Below are 24,124 nucleotides of genomic sequence, written 5' to 3'. Positions count from 1 at the left end.
GTCAGGGCTACATTTTATAATATTTGAAGGGAACGAATAACATTCCGAAGCATTCTCCGTGTTCTTTCCCTAAATGTTTATGATGTATTTTATGTGCTTTTCGTAACCCGATGAGGTATTTGTTTTTGGTATTTTTGAACCATTTAAAGCGCTGGTGGATTAAAACATCATGAATTAAGAAATAACAGATTCCGTATAAAGTGATGCCACAGGCTATAAAAAACAAATAATTAAATCCGCCCTGAACACCTAAATAAAAAAGGATGATACTTGGTGTGGCAAAAATGACAAAGAAAATGTCATTGCGTTCAAAAGTATGGTCGTATTTTGGCTGGTGATGATCGGCGTGAAAATACCACATTAATCCGTGCATAATGTATTTGTGCGTAAGCCAGGTCACACATTCCATGAAGAGAAAAACGCCTAAAAAGATTAAGAAGGAAATCATTTTTTATATTTTGAATTGTTAAAGATTGCGGAAAAACCTAGACTAATTTCAATTTGTAAGTTACAAAAGATTGCGCCAAAAGCCCCGCCTTGGTATAATTTGAAACCCTGATTCTGGAATTTCCGATTTCATAATAAGGTGTTTTCTTAAGTTTTGTCAGTAGTTTTTTGTAGTAAACAAAAGCAGTGTAAACGCCAAATTTTGCTTCCATAGGGAGTTTTACAATTCCCTGATAAGCAACTCTGAAATCCTCTTCAATCTCACTGATGATTTCGTTTTTAGCGTTTTCATCAAAAGATTTAAGGTCGATTCCGGGAAAATAATTTCGGTTTAAAACTAAATTATCATCTTTTAAATCTCTCAGGAAATTTACTTTCTGGAAAGCGGATCCCAGTCGCATGGCTTCATCTTTAAGCTGCTCGTATTTTTGCTCTTTTCCTTCCACAAAAACTTTAAGGCACATTAATCCAACAACATCTGCTGATCCGTAAATGTAATCTTCGTATTCGCTTTGTGTGTTGTAAGTTGATTTTATAAGGTCCAGTTTCATGCTTTTCAAAAAAGCCTGAATCAGGTCGTCTGTAATATGATATTGCTTTACCGTGTGCTGAAAGGAATTTAAAATAGGATTTAAGCTAATGCCCATTTCCATTGCTTTGTAATATTCTTTTTCAAAATCATTGATCAGGTATTCCTTGTCATATTCATGAAAGGAATCGACAATTTCATCAGCAAAACGGACAAATCCGTAGATGCTGTATATGGCTTCTCTGATACTTGGTGCCAGCATGTGTACCGCAAGCGAAAAAGAAGTGCTGTAGCTTTTGGTGACGAGTTTGCTGCATTTGAAAGAAGTAGTGTCAAATAGTGATTTCATCTTTTATGATCTAATAGATTTACGAATTAACTCGGCAACTAATTTTCCTGAAATTAAAGCAGGAGGAACACCTGGTCCGGGAACGGTTAATTGTCCCGTAAAATATAAATTCCTGACTTTTTTACTCTTCAATTTAGGTCTTAAAAAAGCGGTTTGCAGCAGGGTATTTGCCATTCCGTAGGCATTCCCTTTATAGGCATTGTAATCTTCCACAAAATCGTTTTTACAAAAAGACCTCTTAAATATAATGTTATTTTTTATTTTTTGTTGTGTAAGCTGCTCAAAACGTGAGATTATTTTTTCAAAATATTCTTCTCTAAGTGTCTGATTGTCTTCTATTCCCGGAGCCAGGGGGATTAAAAAAAAAGCACTTTCCATTCCTTCCGGTGCTGCAGTTTCATCTGTTTTGGAAGGGAAATTAGCATAAAACAAAGGAGCTTCCGGCCATTTTGGATGATCGTAAATGTCGATGGCATGCTGATTGAAATCAACGTCAAAAAACAAAGCGTGGTGTGAGATGTTTTCTATTTTTTTATCAAAACCCACAAAGAAAAGGAGGGAAGACGGTGCAAAAACCCTGCGTTTCCAATATTCCTCAGAATACGCACGATGCACTTCGTCCAGTAAAGTTTCGGTATGATGATAATCGGCCCCGCTTAAAACAATATCTGCTTTTATGAAATTACCGTTTATCAAGATCCCGGTCGCCGTATTGTTTTCTACGACTATTTTTTCTATTGGGGAATTGGTTTGTATGGTTACGCCCAATTCGGTTGCTAATTTTTCAATGGCCCGGACAACATCAAACATTCCCGTTTTGGGATGCCAGGTTCCTAATCCAAAATCAGCATAATTCATGAAATTATAAAAGGAAGGGGTCTTAGTCGGTTTTGCTCCAAGAAATAAGACTGGAAATTCAAGAATCTGGATAAGCCGTTCGTTTTTAAAACTCTTTCGGACATCACGGCTGACCGTGCTGAAAAACTGATTTAGTTTTAAAGCGGTCTGGGGTGTAATTAGTTCTAACGGAGAAACCCCCGGACGATACACGAGATCTTTAATGGCGATGTCATAATTGCTTTTTGCTTCGTTGATAAAAGCGTCCAGCTTTTTGCCGCTTCCGGTTTCGATGTTTTCAAAAGTGCTTTTTATTTCTTCCAGATTGTCGCAAATACTGATAAAATCATTAATTCCGAAGTAAACTCTGTAGGCAGGATTCAGTTTTATAAGCTCGTAGTAGTCCGATGTCTTTTTGTTGAAGTCATTAAAGAAGCGCTCAAAAACATCCGGCATCCAGTACCAGCTTGGTCCCATATCGAAAGTAAAACCGTCTTTTTTGAATTGTCTGGCCCTTCCTCCAATCGTTTCGTTTTTTTCATAGATAGTGACGCTGTTTCCTTGTTGCGCAAGGTAACAGGAAGCCGCTAAGGCAGAAAAGCCCGATCCTATAATGATGATAGTTTTTTTCATTTGTTTAACAAATGTACAAAAACTTTAAACAAAAAAATTATATTCTTTCTATTGTTTCTGTCATCGAATTGAAAATGCGTATTCTTTCCGGCAAATTTTTCTGGTCAATGTGTTCGACCATCTTGCCCATAAGCCAGATTTCGTTATTCTTTAGCAGTAACTTTTGTCCCATGGACCTGACATATTGATTGATAACCCCACGATCCGGCTGAACGGTCATGAAAGATATAAAAGTGATATTGTCAAAATGTCTGGTGAGATCCTGAAGATTTTCGATGGGCATACTTTCTCCCAGGTATATGGTTTTGTAGCCTTTCGATAAAATTTCATATTGTAGGTAAAGTAACCCGATTTGGTGAATTTCATTGAGTGGTAATGAAAGTACGAAAACACGATCCGTTTTGGTTGGTTTTTGTATTTGAAGGCTTTCGGTATAAATCAGTATTTTTTGCTGAATCAAATGACTCATGAAATGTTCATTTGCAGGGGTAATGGTTTCGGATTGCCATAATAATCCTAATTCTTTCAATAACGGAAGGAAATTTTCTTTGAAAACCTCTTTAAACGTTTTTTCAGAAATCAGCCAGTCAAAAGTGTTGAAAAATATTTCCTGGTCAAAATTCATCATGGCCATCTTGAATGAAGTGATGGCATAGTTCTGAGAATTCTTTTTGGAAATGATTTCACGAACCAATTGTGGAATCTTTTCTTCAGGATAAGTTGCAATTTTCGAAATCTTATAACCGTATTCGTGTAATAGTGTGATGTTTAAAAGCTTCTGTAGGTTTTGTAGATTATAAAGTCTGATGTTGGTATCCGTGCGCATAGGTTCAAGAATATTATATCTTTTTTCCCAGATACGGATCGTGTGTGCCTTTATTCCAGATAAATTTTCGAGGTCTTTTATGCTGAAAACAGTCTTTATGTTGTTTATCATTATGCTACAATTTGGTAAACAAAAATAGAATAAAATCTGAGATTACCTTTCATACTTGGTTAAAATGACAGAATATGAGGAATTATGTAGTCTCATACTGATTTAATTGGTCCAGATGGAGAATGGTCCTGGAACCGTCTTCGCTTCTGTTGTACATTATTTTGAATTTAGCATCATAAATAATTTCATCAAACGTATACGAGGTTCTTGCGGCAACTGTATTGCTGAACATATCATCAAAGGTGGTGATGAAAACCAGGATTTCACCATGGGTTTTCCTGAAATCCTCTTCTGTAAAATTATACAAAGGACTGTTTTCCGTAATCGGATGTACTAAAGTCCAGCTTAATGAAAGTGCATTTATTTGGTCGAGTTCCAGTTCTAAATTATAGAACTTGTTAGTCATAATGCCATTTTCTTCAATACTCATTCCGAGTGTTATTTTTGCTTTGGCTTCTGTTAAATTGGTATTTTTAAATGGGACAAGGCGTATCATCAATGCTTTGTTGTCGCCATAAGGTGAAATAAGGGCATTGTGTGAAAACTTTAAAAAAGCTGTTGGCTTGCTGAATCTTCCAAAAAATAAACCTGTTGCAATGGCAAAGCTTAACAGGCCAATTAATGCTTCGGCCGCAGATAAAGCGCTTGTCAGAAATCCGGTAGGACTGATGTGTCCGTAACCTACTGTTGTAAACGTTTGGGCGCTAAAAAAATAAGCTTGTCCAAATTGGGTTACAAAGTTTCCGGAAGCGGCTATTCCGTCGAGGTGCTGTATTCCGATGGCGTAATAAATAATTGCAAATATAAAATTGATGATGATGTAAAAGGAAAACAGAATAAGCATGAATTTCCAGTTGGGCATTTCGATCATGGTGTGGTACCAACTAATGCGACGCAGTAGATGCATGCCTCTTTTCTCGATATTGGCAGTCCCGTTTTTGTTTACAAATCTTCCTCCGTAACTATTTGCATTAGTCCCAAATCCGGAATTTACATCTGTTTTTGCCTTGTGGTTTATATTTTTAAGAAGCACCATTAAAATTTAGTTTATGGTCACAAATGTAATGATATTTTAATATGAAAACAGGACGGATTGTAAACAGAAAAGCAATCCGGAAAAATGAATTTTCGCAGATTGCTTTGTATTTAGAGCTTTGTTTTTTGGTTTTATTTGCAAAAAGTAGCTTTGTTTTTTATGGCGCTTTTGCTGCCTAATTCAATTGCTTTAGTGAAGTCACTGCAGGATTTTTTCTTGTCTCCAATTTTATTATAAGCCAGGCCCCGCAAGTTGTAGGCGATATAATCTTTAGGGTTCATCATAAGGCAGTACGAACAGTCTTCAATAGAGGCGTCGTAATTCATTAGTTTGTAGTTCACATTGGCTCTTCCTGTAAAAGCATCAGAATTCATGGTATCTAATTCAATTGCTTTAGTAAAATCAGCCAAAGCCCCTGTTAAATCGTTGAGTTTGTACTTTGCAACTCCTCTGTTTTGGTAGGCCTCAACAAATTTAGAATTCATGCTTATTGCTTTGGTGTAGTCGGCAATAGCACCTTTAGTGTTTCCTGCTTCTGCCTTTTTCATGGCTTTGTCAAAATAACCGGTCGCAGATTGTGCAATACCGGAGCACGTAATCATAAGAAATGATAGTAATAATAAATGTTTCATAGACTAATTTGGGATTAGTAGGTTAATTAATTCTGTGACGAATTTAAGAAAGATTTATTTGTAAGAGAATTTCTTTTGTAAAAAATAATGATTAGTAAATAAAAAAAATATTGTTACAAGTATTAGATTTTTTAGCGGCTGTCAATTAATATGGGATTTGCTTTTTAAGGCATACAGCTTGTTTCTGAGATTTTTTAGCAGTAAAGGATCTTTTGTTCCCGTTACAGGAATGGTTTTGCCTATCGTCATTTTAAGTATATATCCTTGTTTGTTAAAAAGTTCCGATATTAGTTTTGAAGTTTGTAACATCGGGTGAATTGTTTTTAACATACTAAAGAAAAGCCCGTTATTTCCATGAAAATATACAGGTAAAATAGGAACGTTTGCTTTGCAGATGATTTTCCCGACCACAGGATGCCACTCCTGATCTGTGATTTCATTTGTCTTAAAATTATAGGAGGAAACTTCCCCGGCAGGAAATATGGCAACCGGAATACCATCTGCAAGGGCTTTGAGTGTCATTTTTAATCCTGTAATACTCGCAGAATTTTGTACATTTTCAAATGGATTTACAGCGATAATGCATTTTTCAAGATTTGGGATTTCCTTTAGTAAAAAGTTTCCCATATACATGGTATCAGGACGTATTTTAGCAAGTGTGCTTAACAAAGCCAGTGATTCAATGCCTCCGTAAGGATGATTGGCAATTACTATAAAGGCTCCTTCACGGGGTATGTTTAATAATTCAGCAGCATCAAACTGGACTTTTACACCAATTTTTATTAAAGCATAATCAGCAAAAGCTGCACCTTCTATAGCGCCCGCCTCTTTTACCATATTATTTAAATTGTTAATTTTCATTGCCTTCATTAAATAAGAGGATAAACCGGGGATCGGAATTTTTGAAAGGCCGGAAACTTCAGAAAATTTTTCTTTGGATATCAATGTCATAGTGTTGGAGCTATTAAATGGGTTCTAAAAAATAAATAAAAAAACCTAAAAGTACTTGTAACGAACAAAGGTTGTTGTTTTTAGGAAATTTTGTTTATTCAACATTATGACTTGAAACAAGAATTCTGAGTTTTGAATAAGAGTTTAGATCATCATCTCGCTATTCTTTAATAATGGCCAAATATAGTCTGATTTTATCTGGGAACATTGATTATGCGAATAAAAACAAATGGAAAGGGTAAGAATGACTTTTATTTAAAAGGAACGATACGTTATCTCTAATTCTGCCGGGCAAAAAAAAGCCTGCAAAAAATTGATTTTGCAGGCTTTTAATTTTCTTGTGACCACGGTGGGATTTGAACCCACACGCCCTTACGAGCACCACCCCCTCAAGATGGCAAGTCTACCGTTTCTCCACGTGGCCGTAAATAAAAAAAAGGTCAAGTAATATAAATTACTCGACCTTTGTGACCCGACTGGGGCTCGAACCCAGGACCCCATCATTAAAAGTGATGTGCTCTACCGACTGAGCTATCGAGTCATTGCTATCAAGGAATTTAATTTGTTCATCACAAAATTTGTGACCCGACTGGGGCTCGAACCCAGGACCCCATCATTAAAAGTGATGTGCTCTACCGACTGAGCTATCGAGTCATTTAATTCCTTGAATGCGGGTGCAAATATAAGGAGTTATTTTCGAAGTTTCCAAGCATTTTTATTATAAATTTGTCTTTTTTTACGAAAAGTTCACAACGTCTTAGTTTATAAGGTTTTATTAATATGAAAAAAATTGTGTTATTAGGTTATATGGGTTGCGGAAAGTCAACAATCGCCCAAAATTTGTCTAAAATTACAAATATTCCGTTTCTAGATTTGGATAAATGCATCGAAAAAAAAGCAAATTTATCGATAAATGAGATTTTCGAACAGCATGGTGAGATCTATTTTAGAAAATTAGAGCATGAAATTTTCGTAGAATTGCTTCAGTCTTCCGAAAAAAGCATAATTGGTTTGGGCGGAGGAACGCCATGTTATGCCAATAACCATGAATTACTGAAAAGAGAAGATGTTAGTTCGATCTATTTAAAAGCTTCCATAGATACTTTATATAACAGACTAATTCATAACAAGAGCAAGCGCCCTTTAATCGCTAATATGAATGAAGAAGAAATGAGAGAGTTTATCGCGAAACATTTATTCGACAGAAGCTTTTATTACAACCAGGCACAACATAAAGTTTCGGTTGATAATAAATCGGTCGCTGAAACGGTTCAGGATATTATGGGAATATTAGCTTAAAAAAGCGTAGTCACCACCATTTTCGTCAAAAACAACCTGAACGTGCTCCAGCAATGATGTTGAAAGGGAGATTCCTTTAAAATCGGCTTTTACAGGGTATTTTTTATGGTTTCGGTCTACAAGTACTGCAGTTTTGAATTTCTTTAGCGGAACGTCTAAGAAATGACGAACTGCATATATTAAAGTAGTGCCCGAGTTTAAGACGTCGTCTACAAGTACTAATCCTTTATTTGAGTATTCGCTGGCGGCTAAAGAAGTCTGTATAGGCAGCTGCGGATTTTGTTTATTTACCGTGACTTCGCAAAGCGAAACCTTAAGAGTGGAGATGTTCCCCAGAGCTACGGCTATTTTTTGGGCAAAAACAGATCCATTCGAGGCAATTCCGGCAATCACAACTTCATCTTCATCAACAAAAGTCTCGTAAATTTGATATGCGATACGTTTTATTTTATGTTCGATTTCCTGATTCGTTAAGATGATGTTCTTGTTCATGATTATTTTTTTTGCTAAAATACAAATTTAGGGTTTTAAATTCCACTATATGAAATTTGAAATTCCAATCCTGTCAAATTCCAAATTCCAATGTCGAGAAAGGAAATTCATATTTAAATATTGGAATTTGGAATTTTAAATATTGGAATTTACTCGGTTTCTTCTTCGTCAATAATATCATTCCCATATTCGTCAATGTCCCTTCTGTCTTTTTTGGTAGGTCTTCCTGTTCCGGTCTTGCGATAATGTTCTTTGGATAGTTTTAGTAATTCTAAATGCGCGTAAGCTTCTGCCGGCGTTTCGTTTTTTCGATATATATCAACAAGTTTTGCCCCGACACGACTTTCCGGAATGTCAAGGACGGTGATGATTTGCGTAATCTGGTCTTTTCTAAAGGTAATCTTATCACTGGGAAATACCTCTTTTGAAGGTTTTGCAACCTGCCCGTTTACTGTGACATGGTTCTTTTTACAGGCCTCGGTAACCATATTTCTGGTTTTGTAATAACGCACACACCACAGGTATTTATCTATTCTCATAATTTTTCTAAAATAGAAGTTAAAATCTTTACAAAAATAAATCAATATTGTATCTTGCGCACCTAAAAAATTAAGAATAATGAACAAATTTAAATATTATTTTATTTTATTACTTGCGGGTATTGCTATAGTTTCGTGTAATAAAAGTGATGACGAGGCGGAAATAGTTCCTTTAAGAGATTATAAGGAACAATACAAAGCTGACAGTGATTCCATTATGAAATATTTAAAGAGTAATTATATTGAAAGCGTGTCTGCAAATTTTGATATTAAAATATCTAAAATTCCGGCAGGAGGCACTCAGGTTTCGATTTTTGATCAAACCCAATATCCTATACAATCGAGAGATGTTTATAGTAATGATGTTACTTATAAAGTGTATTATCTGGTATTAAGACAAGGTACAGGGCAGGCTCCTACTAATTATGATAAAATTTCGGCTTCCTATTCAGGAAATACCTTAAATGGGAAAGTTTTTGATACTTCTTACGGAGTAGCGAGAGATTTTAACCTGGAGCCGTATTTGACTACTTCTGTAATAGAAGGCTGGTCAGAAATTTTTCCTAAATTCAAAACGGGAACAGCTACACCGGCAAGCGATGGCAGTGGTACGATCACATATGATAATTACGGAGCAGGTGTTATGTTTTTACCTTCGGGATTAGCTTATTATGGTTCCGGACAGACCGATATCCCGGCTTATTCTTGTCTGGTATTTAGTTTTAAATTATTGGGTCTTCAGCGATTAGATCATGATTTTGATGGTGTTTATGATTTTGAAGAAGATCTTCCGAATAAGGATGGTATTAAAGATGGCTATCTGTATGATCTTAGAAACACAACAAAGTATCCAAATCCACCAGCTAATTTATTTGATGATACAGATGGTGACGGCCTGGCTGATTTTATTGATGTTGACGATGATGGGGATGGATTCACCACTTTACTGGAGATTACCAAACCAAAAGATAAGGTGGGGATTGTTATCGAAAATGGTGTTCCGGTTAACTACGGAATAAGTAAATATTATCCTTTTAACCCTGTTGCGGATAATCCAAATACGCCAAATACAGATGAATTTGAGCCTAAAGGTATTCCTGCTTTTGCAGCAACCGGCGAACCGGATTATACTTCTCCAAACCGATTGAGGCTCCATGTTGATAAAGCACATCATACGCCTAAGCCGTAATGAATTTTTAAATAAATGATACAAAAACCCCGAAAGTGATTTCGGGGTTTTTTGTATTCCTGAGTTTTTTGTTTTTATAATAGAATGCTCAGGGAAAATTGGGTTTCGAGCATACTCTTAAAACTTTGCGACTTGGCGATTTTGTGTGATTATTATGTCGTTTTATCTTGTAAAGAGGTTTATACTGTAGCAGGGAACAAGCTAATCAAAATACATATATTTGGCTAAAGCCGACGTTTTCGTGATACAAAATTCCTCCAGCTAAAGCTGGAGGCTATTGAGATGATTAAAAATTAAGGTTTCCAGTCAATGAACGGTTCTGGTTTTCATAAGCCTTCGACTTCGCTCAGGGTGACAATTGGGGTTTGAGCATACTCTTAAAACTTTGCGACTTAGCGACTTGGCGTGATTATTATAGCGTTTTATCTTTTAATAGAGGTTTATACTGTAGCAGGGAACAAGCTAATCAAAATACATATATTTGGCTAAAGCCGACGTTTTCGTGATACAAAATTCCTCCAGCTAAAGCTGGAGGCTATTGTGATGCTTTAAAAATTACGGTTTCCAGTCAATGAACGGTTCTGGTTTTCATAAGCCTTCGACTTCGCTTAGGGTGACAATTGGGTTTCGAGCATACTCTTAAAACTTTGCGACTTTGCGACTTGGCATGATTATTATAGCGTTTTATCTTTTAAAGAGGTTTATACTGTAGTGGGGAAAAAGCTAATTAAAATAAATGCATTTGGCTAAAGCCGACGTTTTCGTCATACAAAATTCCTCCAGCTAAAGCTGGAGGCTATTGTGATCCTTTAAAAATTACGGTTTCCAGCCAATGTGCGGCTCTGGTTTTCATAAGCTTTCAATTTCGCTCAGGGTGACAATTGGGGTTTAACCGTTGTTGGTTATTTCTTTGTATAAAAAAACCTCGAAATCACTTTCGAGGTTTTGTATGTAAGTAAGGAAAATTTAAATTATTTTCTTTTGATAACTCTTTCTACAGCTTCAACAATCGCCTGATTGTTTAGTTTGTATTTGTCCATTAGTTGCTCAGGAGTTCCGGATTCACCAAAACTATCATTTACAGCAACAAATTCTTGCGGAGCCGGAGTATTTAAAGCCAGTACTCTTGAGATGCTTTCTCCAAGACCTCCAAGAATATTATGCTCTTCTGCAGTTACCACACATTTTGTTTTGGCCAGAGACTTTAGAATCGCTTCTTCGTCAAGTGGTTTAATCGTATGGATGTTGATTACTTCAGCAGAAATTCCTTTCGCTTCCAAGGCTTCGGCAGCGATAAGCGCTTCCCAGACTAAATGTCCCGTTGCTACAATAGTAACATCAGTACCTTCGTTTAATAGAATTGCTTTTCCGATTACGAAAGGCTCATCGGCAGGAGTAAAGTTAGCTACTACCGGACGTCCGAAACGCAAATAAGCCGGACCATGGTGATCTGCCAGGGCAAGAGTGGCCGCTTTGGTCTGGTTGTAATCGCAAGTATTGATTACAGTCATTCCGGGTAACATTTTCATTAAACCAATATCTTCCAGGATTTGGTGTGTTGCTCCGTCTTCACCAAGAGTTAAACCAGCGTGGGAAGCACAGATTTTTACGTTTTTATCCGAGTAAGCAACAGACTGACGAATCTGATCGTAAACCCTTCCTGTAGAGAAGTTAGCGAAAGTTCCTGTAAACGGAATTTTTCCTCCAATCGTTAAACCAGCCGCAATACCAATCATATTGGCTTCAGCGATACCAATCTGGAAAAAACGTTCCGGATGGTTTTTCTTGAAATCATCAAATTTTAATGAACCAATTAAATCGGCACATAAAGCAACAACATTTTCATTTTTCTGACCTAATTCAGTCATTCCTGCTCCAAAGCCTGAACGGGTATCTTTACTTCCTGTATTTGTATATTTTTTCATTTTTGTTTTTTTTGCTGTACGCGATAGGCTGTAGGCAATAGGCATAAAGCTTACTGCTTAAAGCTTATAGCTTTTTTAATAATCGATTTGATCTGCAGAATAGTTTTGAGTCAGTGCATTTGCCAATTGCTCATCGTTTGGTGCTTTTCCGTGCCAAGCGTGCGTATGCATCATAAAGTCAACTCCATTACCCATTTCAGTATACAATAAAATACAAACCGGTTTTCCTTTTCCTGTTCTTGATTTTGCATCATTAAGTCCTGCAAGGATAGCATCGATATTGTTTCCTTCCTTAATTTCAAGAACGTCCCAGTCAAAAGCTTCAAATTTAGCACGGATACTTCCCATTGGTAAAACCTGGTCTGTTGTTCCGTCAATTTGTTTTCCGTTAAGGTCAATAGTTGAAATGATATTATCTACTTTTTTAGCAGAAGCATACATGATCGCTTCCCAGTTTTGGCCTTCCTGTAATTCACCATCACCGTGAAGGCTGTAAACGATATGATTGTCTCCGTTTAATTTTTTAGCCTGAGCTGCCCCAAGAGCGACAGACAAACCTTGTCCTAATGAACCGGAAGCTATACGAACACCAGGTAATCCTTCGTGAGTTGTAGGATGCCCTTGTAAGCGGGAATTTAATAATCTAAATGTAGCTAATTCTGAAACAGGGAAATAACCGCTTCGGGCTAAAACGCTATAAAAAACTGGAGAAATATGTCCGTTTGAAAGGAAGAAAATATCTTCTCCGATTCCGTCCATATCAAAACCTTCTTTACGGTCCATGATGTTTTGGTATAAAGTAACCAAAAATTCTGTACAACCTAGTGATCCACCCGGGTGGCCTGAGTTTACAGCATGTACCATACGAAGGATATCTCTTCTTACTTGGATAGTTAAATCGCTTAATTGTTGTGTGTTAGGCTTCATTTTATGTGTAAAAGTTAAACTGACGCAAAAGTAATTGTTATTTTGCGGGGAGACAAATGATTTTTTGCTTTAGTTTGTCAGAATTGTTAAATTTTGTTTCTTTTTTTATTGATCTTAAAAAAAGAATAAAGTATTGTTGTGCTCAGGAAAAGATTTGCCACAGATTAAAAGATTAAATTGATTTTAAAAATCGGACTTAATCTTTTAATCTGTGGCAAAAAAAGTTTGTAAGTAGTGCGGTGTCTAATTTTAGTTCGTATCGCTTTCGCTGTAATAATTATTTTCTTCATCTTCAGATCCAATGTTTTCCTGTTGATCATCGAGTTCAGAACCAGGAACATCAAGATCTTCACCGGTTTTGTCCTCTGTGTCAATGTCAAATGAATTTTCATTCCATTCTCCTTCTTTCTCATCAATGGTTTTACCGTTGGTAATATGATCCGGATCGATATCTTTTAGTTTTTCTTCATTATTATAGATGTCTTCTGATGCCGGATAATCCAGTTGTTCCAGGTTTTTTTCGATTTGATCTTCTTTTATTGCGTCTTTTTCTTCTGAATTTATCATGATTTCTATATTTTTAAATTTCACTTTTCTGTTTACTAAATTAAACAATCAGGTATCTCATTCTGTTACACTTTTAGTACTTAGATCTTGTACCTTTTACATTATTTGATGTTATTATTCTGGGCGTTCCCCAAGGGTCGGGCTATCCGCTATATCTTTTGTTCCGGAAAAAATTATTGTTAATTAACACCAGACCTGTGTCACAAAAGGATGCCGCTGCTATCCCTAACGCAGATGGAGTCGGGTTGTTCCCATCTGAGACAATTATCCTCATTTTCTAATTAACAAATTATCTAATTAGAAAGCCAGGCTTAAAGCCAATCAAACTCATTATCCAATTTTCTAATTGACAAATTTTCTAATTAAAAAGATTGAAAGACAATAAAAGTCATTATCTAATTTTCTAATTGACAAATTATCTAATTAAAAAGCCAGGTTTGCAGCCCATCAAACTCATTATCCAATTTTCTAATGGACTAATTCTCTAATTAATTATATTTTCCTCAAATTAAACTATCTTTGCCGACTGAAAAAAGAAACAGATGAAGTTTGATTTATTACAAAAAGATCCGCAATCAAAAGCGAGAGCGGGGAGTATTACTACAGATCACGGCGTAATTGAAACGCCTATTTTTATGCCTGTCGGAACGGTAGCTTCTGTAAAAGGAGTGCATCAGCGTGAACTGAAAGAGGATATCAATCCGGACATTATTCTGGGGAACACCTATCACTTATATCTACGCCCGCAGACCGAAATTTTGGAAAAAGCGGGAGGACTGCATAAATTCATGAACTGGGACCGTAATATTTTGACAGATTCTGGTGGATATCAGGTGTATTCACTTTCGAATAACAGAAAAATTAAGGAAGAAGGGGTGAAGTTTAAATCACATATCGATGGCTCCTACCACTTCTTTACGCCTGAAAATGTAATGGAAATTCAGCGTACTATCGGAGCCGATATTATTATGGCTTTTGATGAGTGTACTCCTTATCCATGCGATTACAGATACGCGCAGCGTTCGATGCACATGACACACCGTTGGCTGGATCGTTGTATCAGTCATTTAGATAAAGTACCTTATAAATACGGATACGAACAGACTTTTTTCCCGATTGTTCAGGGAAGTACCTATAAAGATTTACGTCGTCAGTCGGCAGAATATATTGCAAATTCCGGTCAGCAGGGAAATGCGATCGGAGGTTTGTCAGTAGGGGAGCCTGCCGAAGAAATGTACGCAATGACCGAAGTAGTCTGCGAAATTTTACCGGAAGATAAACCCCGTTACCTGATGGGAGTTGGAACTCCTATTAATATTTTGGAAAACATCGCTTTAGGAATAGATATGTTCGATTGCGTAATGCCAACACGTAATGCCCGAAACGGTATGCTGTTTACGTCAAACGGAACAATCAATATTAAAAATAAAAAGTGGGAAGCTGATTTTTCGCCAATCGATGAAATGGGGCATACTTTTGTAGATACAGAATATACAAAGGCTTACCTGCGTCACTTATTTGCCGCTAATGAATATTTAGGAAAACAAATTGCAACCATTCACAATCTTGGTTTTTATATGTGGTTGGTTCGTGAGGCCAGAAAACATATCTTAGCAGGAGATTTCAGGCCATGGAAAGAAATGATGGTTAAAAACATGAGTCAACGACTATAAAAAAGTTTCAGGTTATTTTTGTTTCAGGTTTCAGGTTCTCCTCAACAGAGCCTGAAACCTGAAACATGAAACAAGAAAAACAAAAAATCTATGTTAACAATAATAGATAAGTATATATTAAAAAGATATTTAGCCACTTTTTCGGTGATGATCATGTTATTTATTCCGATCGGAATTGTAATCGACGTTTCTGAAAAGGTGAATAAGATGTTGGAGAACAAGATTCCTTTTATGGATATCGCGATCTACTATTATAACTTTACCATTTATTTTGCGAACTCCCTATTTCCGATATTTTTGTTTTTATCGGTAATCTGGTTTACTTCAAAACTCGCCAATAACACAGAGATTATTGCGATTCTGAGTTCCGGGATTTCATTCACACGATTTTTGAGACCTTATATTATCGGGGCCAGTATCATTTCAGTTTTTGTGTTATTAATGGGATTTTTTATCGTTCCTGCGGCCAGTGAAGGGTTTAATAATTTTAGGTATACGTATCTGAAAGGAAACGGAAAACAGCTGATGCGGGGTGAAAACACCAATGTGTACAGACAGATTAATGACAACGATTTTATCTTTGTGAATAGTTTTAATGAAGAATCCAAAACAGCTTTTAATTTCTCCTTAGAACATTTTGAAAAGGATGTGCTGAAATATAAAATTACCGCAAGCCGTATCAAATGGGATCCGAAGAAAAAAATCTATGTCCTTTACGATTATACCAAAAGAACAGTCAATGACTTAAATGACGTAATTGAAAAGGTTCCTGAAAAAAATATGGCCTTTAAATTTGAGTTAGAAGATTTAACTCCTGTGGTTTATATTGCTGAAACTTTAAGTTTAGGGAAACTTTATAAATTTATTGAAAAAGAAAGAAAAAGAGGTTCCGGGAATATTAATACCTATTTGGTGGTACTGTACAAAAAATACAGTGTTCCGGTTTCTGCTTTTATCCTGACTATTATTGCCGTTGCCGTTTCTGCAATGAAACGTCGTGGCGGTATGGGGACAAATCTGGCGATCGGAATCGCAATTGCCTTTTCTTTTGTGTTTTTTGATAAAATATTTGGTACTCTTGCCGAAAAATCTACTTTCTCACCTTTATTAGCGGTATGGTTCCCGAATATTGTTTTTGGAATTCTGGCCGTTTACCTCTTACGCAATGCGAAACGATAATTTAAAAAGTTATTTAAACCTTCATTTAATTGTTTTTATCTGGGGTTTTACAGCCATTTTGGGCGCTTTAATTACCATCGATGCTGAAAATCTGGTGTGGTACAGAATGTTTCTTGCCGGAATTTTTCTGGGGATTTTTATTGTTTATAAAAAACAATCTTTTAAGGTTCCCGTGAAAGAATTTTTCAAGCTTATTTTTGTCGGACTTCTGATTGCTTTACACTGGATTTTCTTTTTTAAAGCCATTCATATTTCCAATGTTTCGATCACACTGTCCATCTTTTCGCTGGGAGCATTTTTTGCTTCTTTGCTGGAGCCCATATTTTACGGACGAAAAATCCTGTGGTACGAGGTTTTCTTCGGACTTATCATCATCGGAGGCTTAGGATTGATCCTGCAAGTGGAAATTAAATACCTGCAAGGCGTTTATTTTGCATTGGCGTCTATTATTCTGGGCGTATTGTTTACACTGATGAATGGAAAATTAATAGCAGACCACGAGCCATCGGTAATTACTTTTTATGAGTTTGGGGCCGGGGTTTTCTTTATTTCTGTTTATTTTTTATTTCAGGGAAAATTTAAGGCAGATTTCTTTTCAATGTCTTTGAATAACTGGGGTTTGCTGTTGGTGCTGGCGTCAGTTTGTACGGCCTATGCTTTTACGGCTTCTGTAAAAGTAATGCAGCGTTTAACACCTTATACAGTGATGCTAACCACTAATTTAGAGCCTGTTTACGGGATTATACTGGCGTATTTCATTCTGGGAGGAAAAGAAAAAATGAGTACGGAATTTTACATCGGTGCGGTAATAATTGTCATCACAGTTATTCTAAACGGCGTTTTTAAACATTATCAAAATAAGAAAAAAGTGTAATATTTACCTTATTTTTAAATTGCATTTTTATATATTAAACAACATTTAATTCTGCCAATGATATAATATTTTTATATTTGCGGTTCGATTTACAAACAAAATTCAAAAATCCATGGAATATTTAGATTTTGAGCTTCCAATAAAAGAACTTGAAGAACAGTTACAAAAGTGTGTTATAATTGGAAAAGAATCTGACGTTGATGTTACGCCAACTTGTAAGGAAATCAACAAGAAATTAGAACAAACTAAGAAAGATATATACAAAAACCTAACGGCCTGGCAACGGGTACAATTGTCCAGACATCCGAACAGGCCTTATACTTTAGACTATATCAGGGCTATTTGTGGTGACACTTTTTTAGAACTTCATGGAGACAGAGGTTTTAAAGACGATAAAGCCATGGTTGGTGGTTTAGGAAAAGTAAACGGGCAATCTTTTATGATTGTAGGTCAGCAAAAAGGATATAATACGAAAACACGTCAATACCGTAATTTCGGTATGGCCAATCCTGAAGGATACCGTAAAGCGTTGCGTTTGATGAAAATGGCAGAGAAATTCGGTATTCCGGTTTTAACTTTAGTCGATACCCCGGGTGCTTATCCTGGTCTTGAAGCTGAAGAAAGAGGACAGGGAGAAGCTATTGCCAGAAATATTTTCGAAATGGTTCGTTTAAAAGTGCCAATCATTACCATTATTGTGGGTGAAGGTGCTTCAGGAGGAGCTTTAGGAATAGGTGTAGGAGATAAAGTATACATGTTGGAAAACACCTGGTACTCAGTAATTTCACCGGAATCCTGTTCTTCTATTTTATGGAAAAGCTGGGAATACAAAGAACGTGCAGCTGATGCTTTAAAACTGACATCATCTGACATGAAAAGACAAAAACTAGTAGATGATGTAATTCCGGAACCACTAGGTGGGGCGCACTATGATCGCGAAACTACTTTTAAAACGGTAGCGGAATATATTACCAAAGGTTATAACGAATTGAAAGACTTATCAACAGCTGATTTAATTGCCCAGAGAATGGACAAATATAGTAAAATGGGCGAGTATAAAGAGTAAATTCTTACAAATTATTTAAAAGTCCGAAGCCTTACCGTTTCGGATTTTTTTTTGGTTATGAACAAAAAAAACATATTTATAAACAATTAATAGTTATAACTCGATAGCATTATTTTTTTAAATTTTGCTACTTTCGCTATATGGAAAATTTCAAAAACATAAATCCTGTAAAGGTAGATAAAACCACAATTATTAATTTAGAAAGAGGGAAATTACCTCCTCAAGTGCTTGATTTAGAAGAAGCTGTACTTGGGGCAATGATGATTGATAAAAAAGGGGTAGATGATGTAATTGATATTTTGCAGGCCGATGCTTTTTATAAAGATGCGCACAAATTTATTTTTGAAGCAATCGTCCAGCTTTTTACCGAAACGCAGCCAATTGACTTGTTAACCGTTTCGACCCAGCTTAAAAAAAATGGAAAATTAGAACTGGCTGGTGGTGATTTTTATTTAATTCAGCTTACACAAAAAATAGCGTCATCTGCACATATCGAATTTCACTCCCGTATTATTCTTCAAAAGTTTATTCAGAGAAGTTTGATCCGTATTTCAACTGAAATTATCGAAGACTCCTATGATGAAACAACAGACGTATTTGATTTGCTGGATAAAGCCGAATCAAAACTATATGAAGTAACACAGGGAAATATCAAACGTAGTTCCGAAACGGCTCAGAGTTTAGTACTTCAGGCCAAAAAACGTATTGAAGAAATTGCAAAACAAGAAGGTCTGAGTGGTGTTGAAACCGGTTTTACGAATTTAGATAAGCTGACTTCCGGATGGCAGCCGAGTGATTTAATTATTATTGCAGCGAGACCGGCGATGGGAAAAACCGCCTTTGTACTTTCGATGGCCAGAAATATGGCGATTGATTTTGGGCATCCGGTGGCATTGTTCTCTTTGGAGATGGCCTCCGTTCAGTTAATCACAAGGTTAATTTCATCAGAAACAGGTTTGTCGTCAGAGAAATTACGTACGGGTAAATTAGAACCCCATGAATGGGAGATGCTGAGTACCAAAGTTAAAAACTTAGAAAAAGCGCCTTTGTTTATTGATGATACACCTTCGCTTTCTATTTTTGATTTAAGAGCAAAATGCCGTCGTCTGGTTTCCCAGCACGGGATTAAAATCATCATTGTCGATTATTTGCAATTGATGACTGCCGGAGGAAACAGTAAAGGAGGAGGAAATCGTGAGCAGGAGATTTCTACAATTTCCCGAAATTTAAAGGCTCTGGCAAAAGAGCTAAACGTTCCGGTAATTGCACTTTCACAGTTATCGCGTGCCGTTGAAACACGTGGTTCCAGTAAACGTCCGTTACTATCGGATCTTCGTGAATCCGGGGCGATTGAGCAGGATGCTGATATTGTTTCGTTTTTATACCGACCGGAATACTACAAAATTGACGAATGGGATGATGATGAAGCTTCACCAACCACAGGCCAGGCAGAGATAATGATCGCCAAACACCGTAATGGTGGTATCGAAAATGTCCGGTTGAAATTTATTGGACATCTTGGAAAATTCGATAACCTGGATGATTTTTCAGGTAATTATGACGATTTGCCTTCGAAGATGAATCATGACGAGAATCCGTTTATAACCAAAAATCTCCCTTCGGCAAATGAAGCCTTTGGAAGTAACCTAAACGATGATGATGACGATAGTGATGTTCCGTTTTAAGAAAATGTAAAGCCTTATTTTAAGGCTTTTTTTTTATGTCTTATTGTGAATTTTCTTAATATAATTCTGTAGTTTAGCAATGCAGTTACTGAAATAATTGCATGTTAACTTGTAACCAAAAACAAAATTATATTATGTTAGAAAATGAGAATTTAGGAAGTGTTGAAATTCCTTTGACTGAAGGTAAAGTATGGGCTGAAAAATACAGGAGATCACCTGGTCTTGAAGAAGATGGTAAAAACAAAGTAGACGCCTATCTAATTCCATTAGAAACTTTGAAACAAGTACTGGACCAGGATATCGATGCGGTACGTGCTTACAAAGGAATTAACAATGCAGGACAACAGGTTTTAATGTTTGTGGGTACAAAATTAGATGCTGAAACTGGTATCTACAAAGATGTATTCAAAACAGGAGTTGCAGCCAAAGGTGGTGAAGCTGACGGTGGTGGTGTTGTTTATAATATGACCCAGCCTTGTCCTCCAAATGGTGATCCTTCAAGTCCTATGAATCCTTAAAAATGTATCAATTAATTGCAAATACAGGTTATTTTTTTTTAATACTTAACCTTATTTTATACCTTATAGGCTTTTCCAAATTTGGAAAAGCCTATAAGATTTTTACGGGTTATCTTGCTTTATTAGTTGCTGTACAGCTTGTTTGCGTCATTTTGCTTTACTGTAAAAAAGTAAATCTTTTTATGTCTCATTTTTACTTTGTCGGGCAGTTAATAATACTGGCAATATTCTATTTTTTACTGGTGAAAGATGTTTTGAAAAAGAAAATAATCCTAGCCGGAACTTCCGCCGGATTAGTGGTTTTAGCAGTTCAATACCTTTTTGATCCAAGTATGTTTTTTAAGTTTAACTTATTAGAAATCACTATCACCTCTTTATTGGTGGTGTTTTTTGCGCTTTTGCATTTGTACGATATGCTTACAGACAAAAAAGTGTACTATTATATCACAATTGGAATCATCATTTATTTACTGGCAAGTACAATTTTGTTTTTAGTGGGCAACCTAACAATCGGATTAAGCGAAAATCTGAAGTTTTTAAGCTGGACATTAAATGCTGTTTTAGTTTTGGTAAATCAGTTATTTGTTTTGTACGAATGGAAAAAAAGCTTTTATAAAAAGACGATTTCTTAATTTTAATGGGTTGGTATGTCTAATTGGTTCCGTTGTCAAAATGAAATAAATAGGTCAATATGAGTATGAATTCAATTCCTGAGAAAGAGATTGTTGCTATAATATTATACACATCGCTTTTTTTTATGGTTACGGCTATCGCCCTGGTCATATTTTTCTATTTTTCAAGAAAAAAAATCATTCAGAAAGAACTGGAAAAGAAAGATTTGGTATTACAATATCAAAAAGAACAGTTACATGCCATTATTGTAACCCAGGAAGAAGAACGAAAACGTATTGCTCAGGATTTACATGATGACATCAGTTCTAAACTGAATATTGTGTCCTTAAACAGTCACTTATTAACGGCTCCTAACCTTACTGAGAAAGAAACTTTTGAAATTACAGAGAATATCATCAATCTTACAACAAAGGCTTTAGAGAATTCCAGAAAAATTGCACATAACTTATTACCACCCGTTTTTGAGAAATTTGGACTTAATGCTGCTGTTGAAGAGCTGTGTGAAGAGTTCGAAAGTTCAAAAGCGGTAAAGGTATATTATAAAAATGAAATTGATTTTGATGACAAGGATATCGATCGCCATCTGCATGTTTTCAGAATCCTGCAGGAATTAATGAACAATTCCATGAGACACGGGAAAGCCAACGAAATCTGGATTGCCTTCAGGAATGATAATCAGATTAAAACCTGTAATTATGAAGATAACGGAGTAGGTTTTGATATGGAAGAATTGGAAAATCAAAAAGGCCTCGGTCTGAAAAATATTGACAGCCGTGTATCTTTTCTGGACGGAACAATCCAAATAAATTCACAATCAGGCAATGGTATTGCTGTAATGTTTACTTTTTAAAGTAGAATTTAAGACAAAAGTCAAATTTTTACTAATAAACAAAGGTATTTTTCTTTTTTTTCAAAGCATATTTTGTAATTTCGGCAGAACTAAACGACCAAAACCAAATAAAAATGAGCGGTGCTATTAAAATTGCTTTAGTTGATGACGAAATTTTATTTCGGAAAGGAATTTCTTTTTTACTGCAAAGAGAAGAAAATATCGAAATTATTTTTGAAGCTTCCAACGGAGAAGAACTCATTTCCCGCTTGGATGACAATGAAATAAAACCGGATATTATTATCATGGATTTGAAAATGCCTGTTCTCAATGGAGTTGAAGCCACAAAAATTATCCGGAAAATTTATCCGGACATAAAAATAATAGCTTTAACAAGTTACGATACAAAATCGTTCGTTGCCAATATGATTCAGGTTGGAGCTGTTGCTTATCTCATAAAAAATACCACTCCAAAAGATTTAATTCACACCATTAATGAGGTATCCCGAAAAGGGTTTTACTACAGTCAGACTGTTTTAAAAACAATCCAGGACACCATCATTTCCTCAAAAAATAATAAGTGTAACTTAGAAACCGGGTTTCTGTCACCACGTGAAATAGAAATTCTTCAGCTTATTTGCCAGCAAAAAACTACCTCTGAAATTGCGGATCAGCTTTTTTTAAGTCCAAGGACTGTCGAAGGACACCGTAATAATTTATTGCTAAAAACGGAGTCCAGGAATATTGCCGGATTAGTAGTTTATGCAATTCAGAATGAAATAGCCGTTTTGACAATTTAAGTTTAGCTTGCTAAAAATTGAATGGATAAAACATAATACACGATTATTGTCAGGACAAGTACGCAAATACCTATTTTTTGTAATATTTTTAATCCCTTTGGTTCATTGGACTTCATGGTTAGATTTTTCATTGATTTATATAAAATTGGTTATTTGTTACAAATTTAGTAAGAAAGTAACGTCAGATTACAGGTGTTTTTACGTGTTTTTGCATTTTTTTTAGTCCTTTTCTGATTTTATTAATCCGGCTTCAATAAAACAACTGTGCAATTGTGTTTTTTAATCCTTCCTTTATATCTTTACTAAAATAATTTTCTGATGCATAAAGGATTCATTTATATTTTCATATTTCTACTGTCATTAACTGCCAAAGCCTCATTTATATTAGTGCCAATGGATGAAACTACACAACAGAATCATCTCAAAGCCTATGGAATTACCTATTGGTGCTTAAGTAAAGATTATAAAGCCAGCTGGCTGCTCAATTACAGAGGAGGTTCCTTTTTATTGCCGGATGCAGAGGAGATTAGAAAGGAATGTAAAATCAGGGGCGTTAGTTTTGAAATAATTTCGGATAGCGAGGAAGCCTCCATTTTAAGTGATATTTCCAGTCCTTCCCAAAATATGGAATCCGTGGTTCTTGAAAAAGCACCCAAAATTGCCGTTTATACACCAAAAGGAAAACAACCCTGGGATGATGCCGTAACGCTGGTTTTAACTTATGCCGAAATACCTTTTACACCCATTTATGATGAAGAAGTTCTAAGTGATCAATTACTGCTTTACGACTGGCTGCATTTGCATCATGAAGATTTTACGGGTCAGTACGGTAAATTTTATGCTGCTTATAAAAATACACCCTGGTATATTGACCAAAAAAAGGATTCCGAAGCACTGGCTGCGAAGTTAGGGTATGCCAAAGTAGCGCAGGAGAAGGGGGCAGTTGCCAAAAAAATCAGGGATTTTGTTGTAGGAGGAGGATTTATGTTTGCCATGTGTTCCGCAACAGATAGTTTTGATATTGCACTCGCTGCTGATGGAGTGGATATTTGTGAAGCCATGTTTGACGGTGATGCAAGTGAATCCAATTATCAGTCCAAATTAAATTATTCAAATTCATTTGCGTTTAAAAACTTTACCCTGGAAAGAAAACCGGAAGTATATGAGTTTTCAGATATTGATATGACTTCCAAACGAAAAATTCAGATGGAGAAAGACTATTTTTCCCTAATGGAATTTTCTGCAAAATGGGATCCTATTCCAAGTATGTTATGCCAAAATCACACCCAACTGGTAAAAGGGTTCATGGGACAGACAACCTCTTTCGATTCGGCATTAATAAAATCCAATGTCTTGGTTATGGGAGTTTGTGAACTTAATGGCGAGTCCAGGTACATTCATGGAGAAAAAGGAAAAGGAATGTTTACCTTTTTCGGAGGCCATGATCCGGAAGATTTTCAGCATCAGGTAGGAGATCCTCCAACCGTTTTGGATTTACATCCAAATTCTCCGGGTTACAGGTTAATATTAAATAATGTTTTGTTCCCTGCTGCAAGAAAGAAAAAACTTAAAACATAA

The 24,124-nt window shown here is 35.9% G+C and carries 24 protein-coding genes and 3 tRNA genes; 12 read left to right on the top strand and 15 right to left on the bottom strand.

What is annotated here, in order from left to right:
* Positions 1-7: 7 nt before the first annotated feature.
* The 10 genes from D0817_RS18195 to D0817_RS18150 form a co-directional block, all read right to left on the bottom strand.
* Complete coding sequence (locus D0817_RS18195) at positions 8-448, bottom strand: sterol desaturase family protein (protein ID WP_127339792.1); 441 nt, start codon at positions 446-448, stop codon at positions 8-10.
* Between the two features lie 37 nt (positions 449-485).
* Entirely contained in the window at positions 486-1,325 is an 840-nt protein-coding gene (locus tag D0817_RS18190) for a phytoene/squalene synthase family protein (RefSeq protein WP_127339791.1), read from the bottom strand.
* A gap of 3 nt (positions 1,326-1,328) precedes the next feature.
* Positions 1,329-2,795: a bifunctional phytoene desaturase/3,4-desaturase gene (gene crtID / locus D0817_RS18185; protein ID WP_127339790.1), complete on the bottom strand. Its 1,467-nt coding sequence runs from the start codon at positions 2,793-2,795 to the stop codon at positions 1,329-1,331.
* A 37-nt stretch (positions 2,796-2,832) separates the two neighbouring features.
* On the bottom strand, positions 2,833-3,732 hold the full coding sequence (locus tag D0817_RS18180) for a MerR family transcriptional regulator (RefSeq protein WP_127339789.1): 900 nt from the start codon (positions 3,730-3,732) through the stop codon (positions 2,833-2,835).
* An 82-nt stretch (positions 3,733-3,814) separates the two neighbouring features.
* On the bottom strand, positions 3,815-4,768 hold the full coding sequence (locus D0817_RS18175; RefSeq protein ID WP_127339788.1) for an ion channel: 954 nt from the start codon (positions 4,766-4,768) through the stop codon (positions 3,815-3,817).
* A gap of 131 nt (positions 4,769-4,899) precedes the next feature.
* On the bottom strand, positions 4,900-5,400 hold the full coding sequence (locus D0817_RS18170) for a tetratricopeptide repeat protein (RefSeq protein ID WP_238160906.1): 501 nt from the start codon (positions 5,398-5,400) through the stop codon (positions 4,900-4,902).
* Between the two features lie 141 nt (positions 5,401-5,541).
* A complete protein-coding gene (locus tag D0817_RS18165) occupies positions 5,542-6,351 on the bottom strand; it encodes a lysophospholipid acyltransferase family protein (protein WP_127339787.1) in 810 nt (269 codons plus the stop codon).
* Between the two features lie 341 nt (positions 6,352-6,692).
* Positions 6,693-6,775: transfer RNA gene (locus D0817_RS18160), tRNA-Leu, on the bottom strand.
* A gap of 44 nt (positions 6,776-6,819) precedes the next feature.
* A tRNA-Lys gene (locus tag D0817_RS18155) sits at positions 6,820-6,892 on the bottom strand.
* 40 nt (positions 6,893-6,932) lie between these two features.
* Positions 6,933-7,005: transfer RNA gene (locus tag D0817_RS18150), tRNA-Lys, on the bottom strand.
* 126 nt (positions 7,006-7,131) lie between these two features.
* On the opposite strand from D0817_RS18150, the gene D0817_RS18145 reads away from it, so the two are divergent.
* Positions 7,132-7,650, top strand: coding sequence for a shikimate kinase (locus D0817_RS18145; RefSeq protein ID WP_127339786.1), 519 nt, complete (start codon positions 7,132-7,134; stop codon positions 7,648-7,650).
* Here D0817_RS18145 and D0817_RS18140 read toward each other — a convergent pair.
* Complete coding sequence (locus D0817_RS18140) at positions 7,642-8,142, bottom strand: phosphoribosyltransferase domain-containing protein (RefSeq protein ID WP_127339785.1); 501 nt, start codon at positions 8,140-8,142, stop codon at positions 7,642-7,644. The two genes, D0817_RS18145 and D0817_RS18140, sit on opposite strands and share 9 nt — an antisense overlap.
* A 149-nt stretch (positions 8,143-8,291) precedes the next feature.
* Positions 8,292-8,681 carry an RNA-binding S4 domain-containing protein gene (locus D0817_RS18135; protein WP_127339784.1) on the bottom strand — a complete coding sequence of 130 codons (390 nt, stop codon included), beginning with the start codon at positions 8,679-8,681 and terminating at the stop codon, positions 8,292-8,294.
* A gap of 79 nt (positions 8,682-8,760) precedes the next feature.
* On the opposite strand from D0817_RS18135, the gene bamM reads away from it, so the two are divergent.
* Entirely contained in the window at positions 8,761-9,870 is a 1,110-nt protein-coding gene (gene bamM / locus D0817_RS18130; RefSeq protein ID WP_127339783.1) for a BamM family beta-barrel-assembly machinery protein, read from the top strand.
* A 971-nt stretch (positions 9,871-10,841) separates the two neighbouring features.
* On the opposite strand, the gene D0817_RS18125 is transcribed toward bamM, so the two are convergent.
* The 3 genes from D0817_RS18125 to D0817_RS18115 all read right to left on the bottom strand — a co-directional run bounded on the left by D0817_RS18125 (position 10,842) and on the right by D0817_RS18115 (position 13,289).
* The gene (locus tag D0817_RS18125) at positions 10,842-11,795 is read right to left on the bottom strand and encodes a transketolase family protein (protein ID WP_127339782.1); all 954 of its coding nucleotides are present in this window, start codon (positions 11,793-11,795) and stop codon (positions 10,842-10,844) included.
* Positions 11,796-11,870: 75 nt separating this feature from the next.
* Positions 11,871-12,722 (bottom strand): transketolase, encoded by an 852-nt coding sequence (locus D0817_RS18120; protein ID WP_127339781.1) that lies wholly within the window; start codon positions 12,720-12,722, stop codon positions 11,871-11,873.
* A 249-nt stretch (positions 12,723-12,971) separates the two neighbouring features.
* Complete coding sequence (locus tag D0817_RS18115) at positions 12,972-13,289, bottom strand: hypothetical protein (RefSeq protein WP_127339780.1); 318 nt, start codon at positions 13,287-13,289, stop codon at positions 12,972-12,974.
* 542 nt (positions 13,290-13,831) lie between these two features.
* On the opposite strand from D0817_RS18115, the gene tgt reads away from it, so the two are divergent.
* The 10 genes from tgt to D0817_RS18065 all read left to right on the top strand — a co-directional run bounded on the left by tgt (position 13,832) and on the right by D0817_RS18065 (position 24,124).
* Complete coding sequence (gene tgt / locus D0817_RS18110; protein ID WP_007807692.1) at positions 13,832-14,962, top strand: tRNA guanosine(34) transglycosylase Tgt; 1,131 nt, start codon at positions 13,832-13,834, stop codon at positions 14,960-14,962.
* Positions 14,963-15,052: 90 nt separating this feature from the next.
* Positions 15,053-16,141 (top strand): LptF/LptG family permease, encoded by a 1,089-nt coding sequence (locus D0817_RS18105; protein ID WP_127339779.1) that lies wholly within the window; start codon positions 15,053-15,055, stop codon positions 16,139-16,141.
* Complete coding sequence (locus D0817_RS18100) at positions 16,128-17,015, top strand: DMT family transporter (RefSeq protein WP_127339778.1); 888 nt, start codon at positions 16,128-16,130, stop codon at positions 17,013-17,015. The genes D0817_RS18105 and D0817_RS18100 overlap by 14 nt, the downstream gene beginning before the upstream one ends.
* Positions 17,016-17,127: 112 nt before the next feature.
* Complete coding sequence (locus D0817_RS18095; RefSeq protein WP_127339777.1) at positions 17,128-18,081, top strand: acetyl-CoA carboxylase carboxyltransferase subunit alpha; 954 nt, start codon at positions 17,128-17,130, stop codon at positions 18,079-18,081.
* Between the two features lie 140 nt (positions 18,082-18,221).
* Positions 18,222-19,766 (top strand): replicative DNA helicase, encoded by a 1,545-nt coding sequence (gene dnaB / locus D0817_RS18090; protein ID WP_127339776.1) that lies wholly within the window; start codon positions 18,222-18,224, stop codon positions 19,764-19,766.
* 134 nt (positions 19,767-19,900) lie between these two features.
* Positions 19,901-20,284 carry a hypothetical protein gene (locus tag D0817_RS18085; RefSeq protein WP_127339775.1) on the top strand — a complete coding sequence of 128 codons (384 nt, stop codon included), beginning with the start codon at positions 19,901-19,903 and terminating at the stop codon, positions 20,282-20,284.
* Between the two features lie 182 nt (positions 20,285-20,466).
* A complete protein-coding gene (locus tag D0817_RS18080; RefSeq protein ID WP_127339774.1) occupies positions 20,467-20,916 on the top strand; it encodes a hypothetical protein in 450 nt (149 codons plus the stop codon).
* A 59-nt stretch (positions 20,917-20,975) separates the two neighbouring features.
* Positions 20,976-21,767, top strand: coding sequence for a sensor histidine kinase (locus D0817_RS18075; RefSeq protein WP_127339773.1), 792 nt, complete (start codon positions 20,976-20,978; stop codon positions 21,765-21,767).
* A gap of 113 nt (positions 21,768-21,880) precedes the next feature.
* Complete coding sequence (locus D0817_RS18070) at positions 21,881-22,546, top strand: response regulator transcription factor (protein WP_127339772.1); 666 nt, start codon at positions 21,881-21,883, stop codon at positions 22,544-22,546.
* Positions 22,547-22,864: 318 nt separating this feature from the next.
* On the top strand, positions 22,865-24,124 hold the full coding sequence (locus D0817_RS18065; RefSeq protein WP_127339771.1) for an asparagine synthetase B: 1,260 nt from the start codon (positions 22,865-22,867) through the stop codon (positions 24,122-24,124).

It is taken from the genome of Flavobacterium cupreum, assembly GCF_003996965.1.
GTDB classification, from domain to species: domain Bacteria; phylum Bacteroidota; class Bacteroidia; order Flavobacteriales; family Flavobacteriaceae; genus Flavobacterium; species Flavobacterium cupreum.
The sequence above is the reverse complement of the archived record's forward strand: the minus strand, read 5'-3'. Positions and strand labels throughout refer to the sequence as shown.